General features: G+C 75.0%; 11 protein-coding genes and 1 riboswitch. Of the genes, 2 read left to right on the top strand and 9 right to left on the bottom strand.

All coding sequences use genetic code 11. The annotated features are described in order from the left end of the window. Positions 1-16: 16 nt before the first annotated feature. The 3 genes from C229_RS0126080 to C229_RS0126070 form a co-directional block, all read right to left on the bottom strand. Positions 17-814, bottom strand: coding sequence for an SAM-dependent methyltransferase (locus tag C229_RS0126080; RefSeq protein ID WP_018658069.1), 798 nt, complete (start codon positions 812-814; stop codon positions 17-19). 135 nt (positions 815-949) lie between these two features. Then, positions 950-1,960 carry a CHAP domain-containing protein gene (locus C229_RS0126075; RefSeq protein ID WP_018658068.1) on the bottom strand — a complete coding sequence of 337 codons (1,011 nt, stop codon included), beginning with the start codon at positions 1,958-1,960 and terminating at the stop codon, positions 950-952. Next, positions 1,961-2,105, bottom strand: a riboswitch (cyclic di-AMP (ydaO/yuaA leader). It abuts the gene before it with no gap. 133 nt (positions 2,106-2,238) lie between these two features. After that, positions 2,239-3,144 carry a LamG domain-containing protein gene (locus C229_RS0126070; RefSeq protein WP_018658067.1) on the bottom strand — a complete coding sequence of 302 codons (906 nt, stop codon included), beginning with the start codon at positions 3,142-3,144 and terminating at the stop codon, positions 2,239-2,241. A gap of 320 nt (positions 3,145-3,464) precedes the next feature. Between C229_RS0126070 and C229_RS0126065 the strand changes: the two genes are divergently transcribed. Continuing rightward, positions 3,465-4,508: a hypothetical protein gene (locus tag C229_RS0126065; RefSeq protein ID WP_018658066.1), complete on the top strand. Its 1,044-nt coding sequence runs from the start codon at positions 3,465-3,467 to the stop codon at positions 4,506-4,508. Here C229_RS0126065 and C229_RS0126060 read toward each other — a convergent pair. The 6 genes from C229_RS0126060 to C229_RS0126035 are packed head-to-tail and all read right to left on the bottom strand — an operon-like array spanning position 4,505 to position 12,455. Then, positions 4,505-5,335: an ECF transporter S component gene (locus C229_RS0126060; protein WP_018658065.1), complete on the bottom strand. Its 831-nt coding sequence runs from the start codon at positions 5,333-5,335 to the stop codon at positions 4,505-4,507. The genes C229_RS0126065 and C229_RS0126060 overlap by 4 nt on opposite strands. Next, positions 5,332-6,936 carry an ABC transporter ATP-binding protein gene (locus tag C229_RS0126055; RefSeq protein ID WP_018658064.1) on the bottom strand — a complete coding sequence of 535 codons (1,605 nt, stop codon included), beginning with the start codon at positions 6,934-6,936 and terminating at the stop codon, positions 5,332-5,334. Before C229_RS0126055 ends, C229_RS0126060 begins: the two co-directional genes overlap by 4 nt. Beyond that, positions 6,933-8,084 carry an energy-coupling factor transporter transmembrane component T gene (locus C229_RS0126050; protein ID WP_081640043.1) on the bottom strand — a complete coding sequence of 384 codons (1,152 nt, stop codon included), beginning with the start codon at positions 8,082-8,084 and terminating at the stop codon, positions 6,933-6,935. Before C229_RS0126050 ends, C229_RS0126055 begins: the two co-directional genes overlap by 4 nt. After that, positions 8,084-9,028: an ABC transporter substrate-binding protein gene (locus tag C229_RS0126045; protein ID WP_205624556.1), complete on the bottom strand. Its 945-nt coding sequence runs from the start codon at positions 9,026-9,028 to the stop codon at positions 8,084-8,086. The genes C229_RS0126050 and C229_RS0126045 overlap by 1 nt, the downstream gene beginning before the upstream one ends. Further along, the gene (locus C229_RS31915) at positions 9,025-9,867 is read right to left on the bottom strand and encodes a hypothetical protein (protein ID WP_018658061.1); all 843 of its coding nucleotides are present in this window, start codon (positions 9,865-9,867) and stop codon (positions 9,025-9,027) included. Before C229_RS31915 ends, C229_RS0126045 begins: the two co-directional genes overlap by 4 nt. Next, positions 9,864-12,455: a hypothetical protein gene (locus tag C229_RS0126035; RefSeq protein WP_018658060.1), complete on the bottom strand. Its 2,592-nt coding sequence runs from the start codon at positions 12,453-12,455 to the stop codon at positions 9,864-9,866. The genes C229_RS31915 and C229_RS0126035 overlap by 4 nt, the downstream gene beginning before the upstream one ends. Positions 12,456-12,757: 302 nt before the next feature. On the opposite strand from C229_RS0126035, the gene C229_RS0126030 reads away from it, so the two are divergent. Continuing rightward, positions 12,758-13,168 (top strand): VOC family protein, encoded by a 411-nt coding sequence (locus tag C229_RS0126030; protein WP_026314173.1) that lies wholly within the window; start codon positions 12,758-12,760, stop codon positions 13,166-13,168. Positions 13,169-13,184 lie beyond the last annotated feature (16 nt).

Below are 13,184 nucleotides of genomic sequence, written 5' to 3'. Positions count from 1 at the left end.
CCGGTGTCCGCGCAGGTCAGGGCTTGCGCCCGACCCCGCCGGTCATGAACCGGACGTCGACCGTGCTCGCGTCGATGATCGTCGCGGCGGGACGCCACAGCGGCAGCGGCACCAGCCCCGGCGCGAGGATCTCCAGGCCGTCGAAGAACGCCGCCAGTTCGGCCGGAGTGCGGACGCGGCCGGTGCCGAGCTGCGCGAGGAGCTGCCGCTCCAGCTCGACGGACTCGGGCGCGTCGCCGAGCCGGGTGAAGTTGGTGATGAAGAAGAACGACCCGCTCGGGACGGCGTCGCGCAGCGCCGCGACGATGCCGCCCGGGTCCTCGTCGTCGGACAGGTGGTGCAGGATGCCCGCGAGCAGCACGCACACCGGCTGCTCGAAGTCGATGAGCGCCCGCACGTCGGGGTGGTCCAGGACGGCGCGCGGGTCGCGCAGGTCGGCGGTGACGACGCGGGTGCCCGCGTTGTCGGCGAGGATGGCGCGGCCGTGCGCGAGCACGATCGGGTCGATGTCGACGTAGACGACGCGCGCGTCGGGCGCGGCCTCCTGCGCGACCTCGTGGGTGTTGCGCGCGGTCGGCAGCCCCGAGCCGAGGTCGAGGAACTGGCGGATGCCCTCCTCGGCGGCCAGGTGCGCGACGACCCGGTGCAGCATCTCGCGGTTGTGGACGGCGATGGCCCGCAGCTCCGGCATGATCGCCAGGCTGGCCTCGGCGACGGCGCGGTCGACCGCGAAGTTGTCCTTGCCGCCGAGCATGACGTCGTAGACGCGTGCCGCCGTGGGCACGTCCGAGGGGATCTCCGGCGAAGAACTCATGACACTCCTGATCCGCAGCGGGGGCGACGCTTCGGAGCGTAGTCGCGGCCGGGCGGTCAGGAGGGGCGAAAAGCCTTATTCGGCAAGGGTTTTCGGCCCGCCCCCGGATCGTTCCGGAGGCGGGCCGGGATGCGGTCAGGCGTCCTGCCGGGAACCCGACGGGACGACACCGGCGAGGTCGGTGTGGAGCGTGTCCCAGAACCGCAGGTCCTGGTCGTCCTCCAGCGTGGACACGCGGCCCCAGAACTCGCGGTCCTCGGCCTCGGCCGCGACCGCCGCGGTGACGGCGGGCATGACCAGCGTGCCCGCGTCGGCGGAGTCCAGGTCGGCGGGCGTGACGTCGGCGGGCAGCGCGACCGGCGTGCGGTGGTGCTTGCCGCGCCGCCGGACGCGCACCGGCGACTGCGCCGGCATCCGCGCGGCCAGCGACCGGCCGGCGCCGAGCGCGACCGTCCCGCACACGGCGAGGGCCAGGGCGCTGCCCACCACCAGGTCGGGGGAGATCGCGGGGCCGTCGGCGGGACGGGCGCCGGAGCCGGTCCGCGTCGCCGGAACCCCGGCGTTCGGCGCGACGGCCATCGCGTCGGTGCCCGGCGCCGCGTGCCTGGGGGTGTACGCGGCCTCGGCCTCGGCCTTGGCCTGCGCCTTCGCCTCCGGCGTGCCCGGCACGGCCTTCCCGGCGACCTCGACCCTGCCGGGGTAGCCGTAGCCGACGATGGTGCCGGGGTCGCGCTCCTTGCGCTTGAGGTGCACGCCGTCGGTGTTGGCCTCGATCGTGTGGATCGTCGAGCCTTCGACCTTCTCGACGATGCCGACGTGCTGGATCGAACCGATGCTCTTGGAGCCCGACCACGCGAAGAACACGATCGCGCCGGGCTCGGGCTTGGTGCCCCAGGCGTCGTTCTCCTCGAACCACCGGGCGTGCTGGATCGTCGCGGCGAACTCGCCGGCCCACTCCTGGACGCCCACCTGGTGCGCCGCCCACGCGAGGAACATGTCGCACCAGGGCGCCGTGGTGAAGTAGGAGTCGCCGTCCTCGAACTTCTTGCCGTACCACTCGCCGTACTTGGTGTAGCCGCCGCTCTTCTCGCGGTACCCGAGTTCCTTCTCGGCGACCGCGAGCAGTTGCTTCCCTACCGGGTCCATCTGCGCTCCTTCGTCCGCCTACCGGGTTAGCTGACGGGTTCGGGCCAGGAGCGGCCCTACCGCGAGCGGGCTCGCGGATTCACCCCGAGGGACTGATGGGTCCCCGGCTCCCGGACGGGCGTCCGGGACTCGGCGGTCGGCCGTGCACCTCCCGGACGGAGGTGGATCACGGACCGATTGCGAAGCAATGTAGGAGCAAAGTCGACGCGTGGCAAACATGACCTTCGGGGAGAACCCGCTGGCCACGCCGCGTGCGGACGGTCCCGGGCCCGCCGCCGCTACCGTTCCGGGCGGCCGCTGGGCGCCGGGGCGAGGGGCGGCGGCGTCTTCGGGCGGTACACCGTCAGGCCCGTGACCGTGAAGGAGAACGGGAGGCCGGGAGCGGGCCGGGCGTGCAGTTCGCCGTCGTCGGCGGACAGGCTCACCACCAGGTGCGCGTGGAAGTCGGGGCCGACGCCCTTGCGGTCGGTGTGGACGCGGCGCAGCGGCTGGCCGGGTGTCGCGACGTACCAGCTAACACGCTTCTCGCCGAGGCGGACGGCGGCGTCGAGCCACATGCCCCGGTCGACCGCCGGATGGCTCCAGAACTTGCCGCTGCCCCCGGCGTGGTTGGCGAACTCCAGCGTGTCGGGCCGGTCGGAGTGCCACTCGAACAGGTCGACCTCGTTGCGGCCGTCGCGCCACGTCCAGATCGCGGGCCAGGCCCCGGTGCGCACGGTCGGCAGCCGCACGCGCGCCTTGATGACGTCGCCGGTGCGGACCTCGAAGCCGTTGCCGCCGCTGCCGCAGGCGTCGCCGGTGGCGAGCAGGCCCGTCCGCCAGTAGCCGCGCGCCCCCGGCGTCGCGGTGATCGTCAGGCGGCCGTCCCGCACGTCGAGCGCGCCGGTGCTGAGCCGGTCGAGCTTGAACCCGTCGGGATTGGTGTGGCAGTGCCGGTAGGCCCCGCTCTGCCACCCCCACAGCTTGCCCGGCCCGACCCGCAGCCGGTCGAACGGCTCGTGCAGCACGACCCGGCGGCCCTGGCGCGGCGTGAACGTCGTCCCGGTGAAGCCGGGCACCGCCTGCTTTCCCGGTTCGTCCGTCGCCGGTTCGTCGTCCCGCCACGCGTTGCACCCGGTGGCGCTCACGCACAGCAGGACGGCGACGGCGGCCCGCGCCCAGCGCTCCGGCAGTTCTCTCCTCACCAGCGACCCCCGCGTCTCCCCACTCCACAGAACAATGCCGGGCGGCCGGAATCCGGGCCGCACCGCCGGATTCTCGCAACCACCGCCTAACGAGGACGCCCGATCGGCGCGACCCGTTGAGCCACCTGTCGATTCCAGGCCGTGACTTGACGCGGACGTGACCCTTGGCGAGGTCGTCGCTGGTGGATGTCCTTTTCGTGCCGCAAAGACATACAAATACGAAATTAGTGCATCCATTGCTCCGGGCTGTCGACAATGGCGCCTGAACATATTTCGCCATTCGCCGCACATGATCGGTTCGGTGCTGTCACGATGGGCGCATGTCGACCGATTCTGTCGCTCCCCCCACCCGTCCCGACGAGCAGCGGCTGCGCGAGACGCTGGAAGCGCTCGGGGTGCCGATCCCCGCCGGGCTGCCGCTCGCCGCCGACACCGAGCCGCACCTGCGTGAGCTGCTGCTGACCGGCCTGCTGGCCCGGGAGGCGCACCTGCTGATGCATGCCAAGATCGACGAGGGCGACCCCGGCGCGGGCGAGCGCCTGCGCCGCCTCAAGGCGGTGTTCCCGCACGGGTGGGCGCTGCCCGAGGACCACATGCAGCGGGCCGGTACGGAGCTGAGCTTCCCCATCGACCGGTGCCGGGAGATGCGGCGCGACGGCACCGCCGACGGCGCCGTGCCGGTCGTGGCGTCGCCGGACGGGAACGTCATGGCGCTCACCGGCATCCCCGACGGCGTCGACGCGATCGGTGAGGGCTCGGCGGTCGAGGGGCACGCGCACGGTGCCGCGATCGCGCTGGAGCTGGCCCTCACCCTGCTGCGCCTGCGCCACGATCCGCGCCACTTCCCGACGCACAACGCCTACATGACCACGTTGCAGGAGAAGCTGACCGGCCTGCACACCACGCTCAACGCCCTGGCGTGCGCGCGGGAGAACGCGGGCCTGGCGATCGAGACCCACGACCATCCCGAGATCGGGATGTCCCCCGCCACGGCGGAGCGCGTCCGCGCCGCGTTCGGTGAGGGCGTCGACCTCGGCCTGGCGGACGCGTTCCTCGGCGCCGCGCTCGACCAGTGCGAGAGCTGCCGGGGAGCCAACCAGACGCTGGTCGCAGAGTCCCCGGCGACGGTCGCGTGGGTCGTCGTGACCGCCTGCGACATGGCGGCCGAACTCCTCGGCTCGCTGCCGCCCGAGATGACCGACCTGGACCATCCCGGCACCGCCGTCCCGTCCGGGTTCCGCCGCATCGCCGCCGGTCCCGACGAGCGCGCCAAGGTCGACGCCGCCGCGGGCCTCACCGCCGCCGAGCGCGTCGCCGCCCTCGACACCTCCGTCGCGATCCTCTCCGGCCGGCCCCTCGGCTAGCGCTTCTCGAAGGTCGGTTCGGCATGGAACGAGGCCCGCCGGGCGGCGCGGCGCAGCGTGGCCAGCAGCGCGGGACCGAGGACGAGGATCGCGACGGTGTTGGTGATCGCGCGGCCGGTGTCCCAGCCGCCCGTGGACGTCAGCAGCGTGAACACCGCGAACCGGTGCAGGTTCTCCAGCACCGGATCGCCGGGCACGTAGGAGATGTGGCCGTCGTGGTAGGGGACCTCGGCGTCGGTGATGAACGGCCAGAACCACAGGTTCATCAGGAAGCCGAAGACGTAGGCGACGACGATGCCGTAGCCGACGAGCATCGCGATCTCGGCGCGGCCGGTGACGCGGCGGGGGAGCAGGCCCGCGCCCATGCCGATCCACGCCGAGCAGAGCATCTGGAACGGCAGCCACGGGCCGACGCCCGCCGTGAGCAGCGCCGACGCGAACAGCGACGTGCAGCCGAGCACGAACCCGAACCCCGGCCCGAACACACGCCCGGACAGCACGAGCAGGAAGAACACGGTCTCGATCCCGCCGGTGCCCGCGCCGAGCGGGCGCAGCGCCGCGTTCACGGCCGACAGCACGCCGAGCATCGCGAGGGCCTTGGAGTCCATGCCGCCCTCGGACAGCTCCGCGAGCACCACGGCGATGAGCACCGGCAGGATGCCGAGGAAGACGAACGGGGCGTCGGGCCCGTGCTGCATCGACTGCGGCTCGACCCGGACGAGCAGCGGCCACACGAACATCATCAGCCCGGCCAGCGACGCCAGCGTCAGCACGGCGGCCGAGCGCGGCCCCACCCGGACGGCCGGGACGAGCGCGGGGAGCGTCATCGGACGGCCTCCGGCAGCGCGGCCCGCACGTCTGCGACCGTGAGCCACGGTTCCCCGAGCACTTTGGCGACCTGCGGCGCGAACGCGGGCGAGCCGCCGAGCACGTCGGCGGCCCGCCCGTCCGACACGATCTCGCCCTCGGCCAGGACGACGACGCGGTCAGCGACGGTGGCGACGAACTCGACGTCGTGGGTGGCGATGACGACGGCGCGGCCCTCGCCGGCCAGCGTCCCGACGATCCCGGCGAGCGCGGCCTTGGCGGTGTAGTCCAGGCCGCGCGTGGGCTCGTCCAGCAGCACGACGGGCGGCGCGGCGGTGAGCTGGACGGCCAGCACGAGCGACAGCCGCTGCCCCTCCGACAGGTCGCGCGGATGCCGGTCGCCGTCGATGCCGGGCGCGAGCCGGTCCAGCAGCGTCCGGCAGGTGCCGGGCGCGGCGGCCGACTCGTGGTCGGCGGCGGCGCACTCGGCCGCGACCGTCTCCAGGTACAGCAGGTCGGCGGCGCTCTGCGGCACGAGGCCCACCAGGGCGCGGGCCGCGCCCGCGCCCAGGTCGCCGGGGTCGCGCCCGTCCACGCGGACGGCGCCGCCCTGGCGCGGCCCCGACCCCTGGAGCGCCCACAGCAGCGACGACTTCCCCGACCCGTTGCGGCCCATCATCGCCAGCGTCCGTCCGCCGTGCAGGTCGAGGTCGACGCCGCGCACCGCGACCGTCGGCCCGTACCGGACGACGATCCCCTCGGCGCGGAGCACGGGCGCGGCGGCGGGGGCGTCCGGACGCGCGGGCGGCGGGCCGAGCGCGGCGCGCAGCGGCCCGGCCCGGCGGCGCGCGTCCCGCACCGACAGCGGCAGCGGCTCCCACCCGGCCAGCCGTCCCAGCTCGACGATCGGCGGCGCGACCGGGGTGCCGCGCAGCACCTCGGCGGGCGTCCCGTCCACCACGCTCCCGTCGCCGGGCAGGTAGAGCATCCGGTCGGCGAACGGGACGACCCGCTCCATCCGGTGCTCGGCCAGCAGCACGGTCGCGCCGAGGTCGTGCACGAGCCGCGCGAGGGTCGCCAGGACGTCCTCGGCGGCGGTGGGGTCGAGCGCGGACGTCGGCTCGTCCAGGACGAGCACGCGGGGGTGCGTGGTCAGCACCGAGCCGATGGCGGCGCGCTGCTGCTGCCCGCCCGACAGCGTCCGCAGCGCGCGGCGCCGCAGGTCGGCGATGCCGAGCAGGTCGAGGGTCTCCTCGACGCGGCGGCGCATCACCTGCGGCGCCAGCCCGAGCTGCTCCATGCCGTAGGCGAGTTCCTCCTCGACGGTGTCGGTGACGAATCCGGCGAGCGGGTCCTGTCCCACCACCCCGGCCAGGTGCGCGAACTCGCGCGGCGGCCGGGTGTGCGTGGCGACGCCCGCGACGGCGACGGTCCCGCCCAGGTGCCCGCCGGTGAAGTGCGGCACGAGCCCGTTGACGGCACCGAGCAGCGTGGACTTCCCGGCGCCCGTGCGACCGGCGACGAGCACCAGCTCGCCTTCGCCGACGGTCAGCGACACGTCGGCCAGGACGGGGTCGGGCCGGTCGTGGTACCGGAACGTGACGCGGTCGAACTCGATCATGCGGCGACCTTCTCGGCGGCGGCCGGAACGGCGCCGTAGGGGTGTTCGGGCGGAGGGGACAGGAACGCGGGGAGGACGCCGAGCAGCACGCCGAGCAGCGGCGGCCACGACAGCAGCGGCCAGGACAGGTGCGTCAGCGACGGGTTGAGGTTGGTCGGGTCCACGCTGGAGGTCGCGAACAGCACGACGGCGACGCCGACGCCGGACGCGGCGACGACCAGCTCGGGGAGCCGCCACCGGTCGGGCCGGTAGCGGCTGCGGCGCACCCGGCGCCCGGCCAGCCGGAACCCGGCGAGCGCCACGAGCAGCCCGGCTACCAGCACGGGCGTGGCGAGGAAGCGCGGCGTGCTGCCGTCCAGGGTGGCGTAGACGCCGACGCACACCCCGATCAGGCCGGTGATCATGAGGGAGCCGGTGACGAACCGGGCGCCGGGCGAGGCGGCGCCGGAGCGTCCGTAGCCGCGCGCGTCCATCGACGCGGCCAGCTTCAGCGAGCGGTCCAGCGCGTCCTCCAGCACCGGGACGATCACCGCCCGGAGCACGCGGACGCGGCGCCGCCGCCCCCGTCCGCCGGACGCGCCGCCGCGCAGCCGCCGCGCGCGGGCGACGCGCTGCACGCTCTCGGCGAGCTGCGGGAACACCGACAGCGCGACGATCACGGCGGTGCCGACCTCGTACAGCGCGGGCGGCAGCGCCTTGAGCAGCCGCTTGGGGTTGGCGAGCGCGTTGGCGGCGCCCAGGCAGATCACCATCGTGGCCAGCCGCAGCCCGTCGTACAGCCCGCCCAGCAGCGATTCGGCGGATACGGCGCCGAACAGCCGGATGCCCGCCGCCCACGCGGGCAGCGGGATCTCCGGCAGCCGGACCAGGATCGTCTGGCCCTCCGCGCCGCCGAACACGAACCGGAACCCGACGCGGAACGCGACGATGACGGCGCCGAGCCACAGGTAGATCCGGAACGCCGCCGCCCACGGCGCGTCCGGCCGCCGCGCCACCACGACGTGACAGACGACGGCGAGGATCGTCAGCAGCAGCCACGGGTTCGTGGTGCGGCTCGCGGCGACGGCCAGCCCCAGCGTCCACGCCCACCACGCCGCCGGGTGCAGGTCGCGGGGGAGGAAGTAGGTGGTCAGCGCCGCGCGGCGCATCACGCGTCCCGGGCGCGGCGGCGCCGCCGGGCGGTCAGCCAGGCGCCGAGGCCGAGCGCGGCGGCCAGCCCGGCCGCCGCCCACGGGGCGACGTCGCTGGCCCCGGACTGCTCCTTCACCAGTTCGTTGACGTCGCGCGCCCTCTCCCCGCCGTCGAACGCGACGTTGTTCGCGGGGTCGTCGGCGCCCGGCGACGGGCTGGTGAGCGTGCGGCGCCGGGGCGGCGGCAGTTCGCCGTCGCGGCCGGGCGGCCGCGCGGCGTCCAGCGGGTCCTCGGTCGTGCCGCCCGCTCCGCCGTTCCCCGCGTCGCCGCCGGGAGCCCGGCCGCCGGGCTGCCGCTCGTTCGGGTCGTTCGTCGTCGGCTCGGGCTCCTCGCGCGCGACGCACGGCCGCCCGGCCGTGCCGGGCCGGACGGCCGCGATGCGCGGCCTGGGGTTGCTGGCGGCGGTGGCGTTCAGCGAGAACGACCAGCCCTCGAACCCGCCCGGTACGAAGTCGCGGTTCTTCACGCCCCACTGGCTGTACTGCCAGGCGCAGTTGTTCCCGGCGTGCCAGTACGACCAGTACGCGCCGCCGGGCGGGGTGTCCACGCACGCCTCCCGGTAGCCGTCCCGGCCCCGGACGGGCAGCTCCTCGACGGCCGAGGGGCGGTTCTCGATCCGGCAGATGAACCCCTCGCCCCACCGCTGCACTCCGGCGATCTGGAACCCGGCGCCCTTGAGCGCGTCCAGCCCGGTGCCGCGCGTGCGGCGTGGGTTGCACCGGACGATCGTGGTGCCGCCGAGCCGCTGGAAGTCCACGACGACCGTCACGCCCGCCGCCGTCTTGCAGAAGCCGGGATGGCCCTTGCCCGGGTCGATGGCGTGCGCGGGCGCGACCGGCCCGGCCGCCGCGGCGATCAGCGCGATCGCCGCGGCGGCCGGAAGGGAACGGCGCATCCTCATGTGACGGTGAGGGTGGCGGTGGAGTACACGGTCCCGCCGGTGCCCGTCGCCTTGATCGTGTACGTGTAGGTGCCGCGCGCGGTCGGCTTGATCGTCTTGGACCCGGACGGCGCGGTGAGCGAACCCGACCAGGCGCCGCCGCCGGTCGCGGGCGCGGTGGCGTGCGCCGTCAGCGCCGTCGCGTTCGTGGACGTCCACGCCAGCGACGTGCTCTGCCCCAGCGTGATCTTGCGGTCCAGGTCGGTGATCGACAGCGCGACCGTCGGGTTGTTCGACCCCACCGCCGGGTTGCGCGGCGTGACGCGCGGCACCGGGTTGGTGGACGCGCCGCGGTTCAGCGAGAACGACCAGCCCTCGAACCCGCCCGGGGTGACGTTGCGGTTCGACGCGCCGTAGCTGCTGTAGGTCCAAGTGTTATTGGCGCCGGTCGCGTGCCAGTACGACCAGTACGCGGCGCCGGGCGGCGTCACGACGCACGCCTCGGTGTAGCCGGGGTTGCCGGACACCGGGAGCGGTTCGCCCGGCGCGGGCCGGTTCTGGAGGCGGCAGACGAAGCCGAGGCCCCACTGCGCGACGCCGGTCACGGCGATCCCGGCGTCCTGGAGCGCCTTGATCCCGGTGCGCTGCGTGCCGGGGCTCGGGTTGGGGGAGCAGCGCGTGATCGTCGGCGCCGGGTTGCCCGCGTTGCCGTTCAGCTCCTGGAAGTCGATCACGACGGTGACGCCGGTGAGCGCGTCGGCGCCGGTGCAGATGCCGTCGTAGGGGGCGGCCGAGGCCGTCTGCGCGGGAACGACCAGCGCGGCGGCGACGAGCGCGGACAGGACGAGGATGCGTCTCATGGCGTGTCCTTGGGGGAGGGGGTGCCGAAGCCGGGGGGCGGCTCCGGGCCGAACGGGACGTTCTGCCGGGCGACGGGCGCGGGCGCGCGCCGCCGGGCGAGCAGGGGACGCAGCAGGAAGCCCGCGCACGCGGCGAGGAGGCCGACGAGCACGGTGATCGTCCAGCTCTCGCGCGCCGACGCGGGCGCCGCGCGCCGCTCGACGACGGACGCGGCCTCGCCGGACAGCGGCAGCCGCACCGCCGCCGCGACGGGCGAGCCGGGCGCGCTCGTCCACGCGCGCCCGGCGATGCCGGGGGCGGCGGCGATGCTCGCCGGGACGTCGCTGCGCTTGGTTTGCGCGCCGGGCAGGCCGCCGTCGCGCAGCAGCAGCCCGCCGAGCGTGCGGGCGGTGGCGGTGGCGTCGAGCCCGGCGCCCTGCCGTCCGGCGGCGACGTGGGCGCTGGCGGCGACGTCGAGACGTCCGCCGGTGCCGCGCACGGCGCCGTCGAGGGCAGACCGGGCGCTCAGCGCGGACGCGGCCCGGGTGAGCGCGGCGGCGCGCCCGGCGGGCCAGCCGTCCCCGGTGCTCGCGGCGGGCACCGTCTGCGGCAGCGCCGGTCCGGGCGGGTCGCCGGGGCGGCCGTTGAGCGCGAGGATCGCGGTCGCGGTGGCGGCCGCGTCGCCGGTCCGGCAGCCCTTCGCGTCGACCTCGGCGGGCATCCCGCCGTCGGCGCACCGGGCGCGGGTCAGCGGCTCCAGCGGCGCGTCGCCGCGCGCCGCGACGGTGGCCAGGGCGGCCCACGCCTGGCGGCGGGTGGACGCGCCCGGATCGGCGTACCGCCCGGTGTCCCCGAAGCGCCCGTCACGGCCGCGCAGCCCGCGCAGGTCCTCGTCGAGGCGGCTCACGGTCGGTGCGACGCCCTTGGGCGGGCGGCGTTCGGACTGGAGGAAACCGCCGACGATCCGCAGCTTGGCCAGCGGCTCGGTGTAGGCGGCCTGGCCCTTCTCGTACGGGGCGCCGTTGGCGTACGCCTTGATCGACGCCGGGTGCAGCAGGAAGCGCGAGGCGTTCCGGGCGGCGCGGGGCTGCTCGTCCAGGGCGCGCAGGGCCAGCACGAGGTCGGCGGTGAGGTCGTAGTCGACGTACTTCGTGCGTCCGTCCGCGACCTCGATGTGGTCGCCGTCCACGAGCCGTCCGGCCAGGTAGCGGCCCAGCCGTCCGGCGGGCGTCGGTGATCCCGGCTCGGTGAAGGCGCGCGGCGGCGTCACGACGGTCCCGCCGGAGGACCCCGGCACCGGCGCGGGCGCACCGGCGCGCGGGCTCAGCGGCTTCTCCTTCGCGGGCGGCCCCGCCGGGTCCTTGCCGCCGGGCGGGCGGGTTCCCGGCGGGGGCGTGCCGCCACCGGGCTTCTCGCCGCGCGTGAGGCCGTGGAACCCGACCTGGGAGAGCCCCAGGGACGCCTGCGCCGACGCCCGGATCCACGTGTCGATCCCGGCGATGCCCTCCGAACGGGCGGTCCGGTACTCGGCGGGCGTGTACGCGATGGCGCCCACGTGCTCGGCGAGCCGGTTGCCCGCGTCGGCGGCCGTGGCCTGCGCCGACGTCAGGTACGCCTGGCCCCTGGCCACCGCCGCCTTCGCGCCGCCCGCGTCGGCGAGCGCCTGCACGATCAGGCCGGTGCTGTTGGTGTTGGGGGCCTCGGTGCTGACGCCGCCGCCCCAGCCGCCGCCCGCGTCCTGGCGCTTGCGCAGCCAGGCGACGGTCCGCGCGATCGGCGCGTCCAGCCCGCGCGCCCCCGCCCGGCGGGCGGCCACCAGCGCCGAGAGCGCGAGGCCGGTGGCGTCGCCGTCCGGGGCGGACTGGTCGTGCGCCTTGCCCTCGTCGCAGGTGGAGACCTTGCGGCCGTTGGGGGTGACGTGGTCGCCGGTCTCGTCCGTCGGGACGTAACCGAAGTAGATGCGGAAGTACCCCTCCGAGCACTGCTGCGTGACGAGCTTGTCGATCGCGAGCCGGTCGTTGCGGCCGACGCCCGCCAGGCCGATCACGCCGAGCGCCTGGCCGAAGACGTTGGCGTTGTTGCTCACCGAACTCGCCAGGTCGGGGTCCTTGGAGTAGTCGCTGACCCGCCCCTTGTCGGGGCCCGACCGCATGATCGCGCCCTCGGTCTCGGTGACCAGGTCGTAGCCGCCGAAGGAGCGCGGGTCACGGCGGGCGACGAGCGCGGCGACGAGCGTCTTGGCCGCCGCGCCGCCGACGATGACCTGGTCGTAGCCCTGGCCGGGGACGAGGCCGTCCCAGGTGAAGTAGTCGCTGGCGTGCTTGCCCTCGTCCAGATAGCGGACGATCGGCCTGGCCAGGTCGCCCTCCCCGGCGGCGTACATCGCGTACAGCGCGTCGATCATCAGGCCGTGGTCGGGCAGGGCGCCGCCGAGCGGGTTCTGCAGCGTGCCGTCCTCGCTGAGCTGCCCGGCCAGCCAGCCCGCCGCTTTGCGGGCCGCCGGGACGTCGGCCGCGAACGCCGGGGCGGGGAGGACGACGGCGGGTCCGGCCGCGCAGAGAGCGGCGAGCAGCGCGGCCAGACGGCGGGGGGAGCGGCGGGAGTTCACTTCGGGTCCTCTGGATGCTGCGGAGAGGACCCGGCACGGGGGCGCCGAGAAGGTCCACCCCTGCAATCGCGACAGTGGGTCTGACATTGACCCGTCCGCGCGATAGACCCGACTCGCCGCCTCTCGGGCGGCCCACGGTTGCGCGACAGTGCCGGACTTTGACCGGCTTCTTCGAGCGGACGGAAGCATTCAGTTGTGCACAAACGGGCGAATAGTAACACGTTCAACGCGGGAGTCGCGTTCTCCGCATCGGTCAGGAATCGAGAAGCGGGCCGGTTCCGGGCGCGCCTAACGTGATCTTCATGGGCCTCACCATTCACGCGAGCTTCCTGCCGCACGCCGACGCGGAAGCGTCCCTGGCGTTCTACCGCGACGTCCTCGGCTTCGAGGTCCGTGCCGACGTCGGCCACGACGGCCTGCGCTGGATCACCGTCGGGGCGGCCGGGCAGCCCGGCACGGCCGTCGTGCTGCGGCCGCCGGTCACCGACCCGGGCGTCACCGCCGCCGAGCGGCGCACCGTCGCGGAGATGATGGCCAAGGGGACCTACGGCGGCATCCTGCTCGCCACCGCCGACCTCGACGGCGTCTTCGCCCGGCTGGAGGCCGCCGGGGCCGAGATCGTCCAGGGGCCGGGCGAGCGGGACGACGGCGGACGCGACTGCGCCGTCCGCGACCCGGCGGGCAACCTGATCCGCATCCGTGAACTGCGCTGACCGGCGGTAGCATCAC

Source organism: Actinomadura flavalba DSM 45200, from assembly GCF_000374305.1.
Taxonomy (GTDB): domain Bacteria; phylum Actinomycetota; class Actinomycetes; order Streptosporangiales; family Streptosporangiaceae; genus Spirillospora; species Spirillospora flavalba.
This window is presented reverse-complemented; position numbering and strand designations above follow the sequence as displayed.

What these genes read in the sequence shown, in the direction of transcription:
- C229_RS0126080 (WP_018658069.1), bottom strand. Translation starts at nt 814, where the DNA reads ATGAGTTCTTCGCCGGAGATCCCCTCGGACGTGCCCACGGCGGCACGC.
- C229_RS0126075 (WP_018658068.1), bottom strand. Translation starts at nt 1,960, where the DNA reads ATGGACCCGGTAGGGAAGCAACTGCTCGCGGTCGCCGAGAAGGAACTC.
- C229_RS0126065 (WP_018658066.1), top strand. Translation starts at nt 3,465, where the DNA reads ATGTCGACCGATTCTGTCGCTCCCCCCACCCGTCCCGACGAGCAGCGG.
- C229_RS0126060 (WP_018658065.1), bottom strand. Translation starts at nt 5,335, where the DNA reads ATGACGCTCCCCGCGCTCGTCCCGGCCGTCCGGGTGGGGCCGCGCTCG.
- C229_RS0126055 (WP_018658064.1), bottom strand. Translation starts at nt 6,936, where the DNA reads ATGATCGAGTTCGACCGCGTCACGTTCCGGTACCACGACCGGCCCGAC.
- C229_RS0126050 (WP_081640043.1), bottom strand. Translation starts at nt 8,084, where the DNA reads ATGCGCCGCGCGGCGCTGACCACCTACTTCCTCCCCCGCGACCTGCAC.
- C229_RS0126045 (WP_205624556.1), bottom strand. Translation starts at nt 9,028, where the DNA reads ATGAGGATGCGCCGTTCCCTTCCGGCCGCCGCGGCGATCGCGCTGATC.
- C229_RS31915 (WP_018658061.1), bottom strand. Translation starts at nt 9,867, where the DNA reads ATGAGACGCATCCTCGTCCTGTCCGCGCTCGTCGCCGCCGCGCTGGTC.
- C229_RS0126030 (WP_026314173.1), top strand. Translation starts at nt 12,758, where the DNA reads ATGGGCCTCACCATTCACGCGAGCTTCCTGCCGCACGCCGACGCGGAA.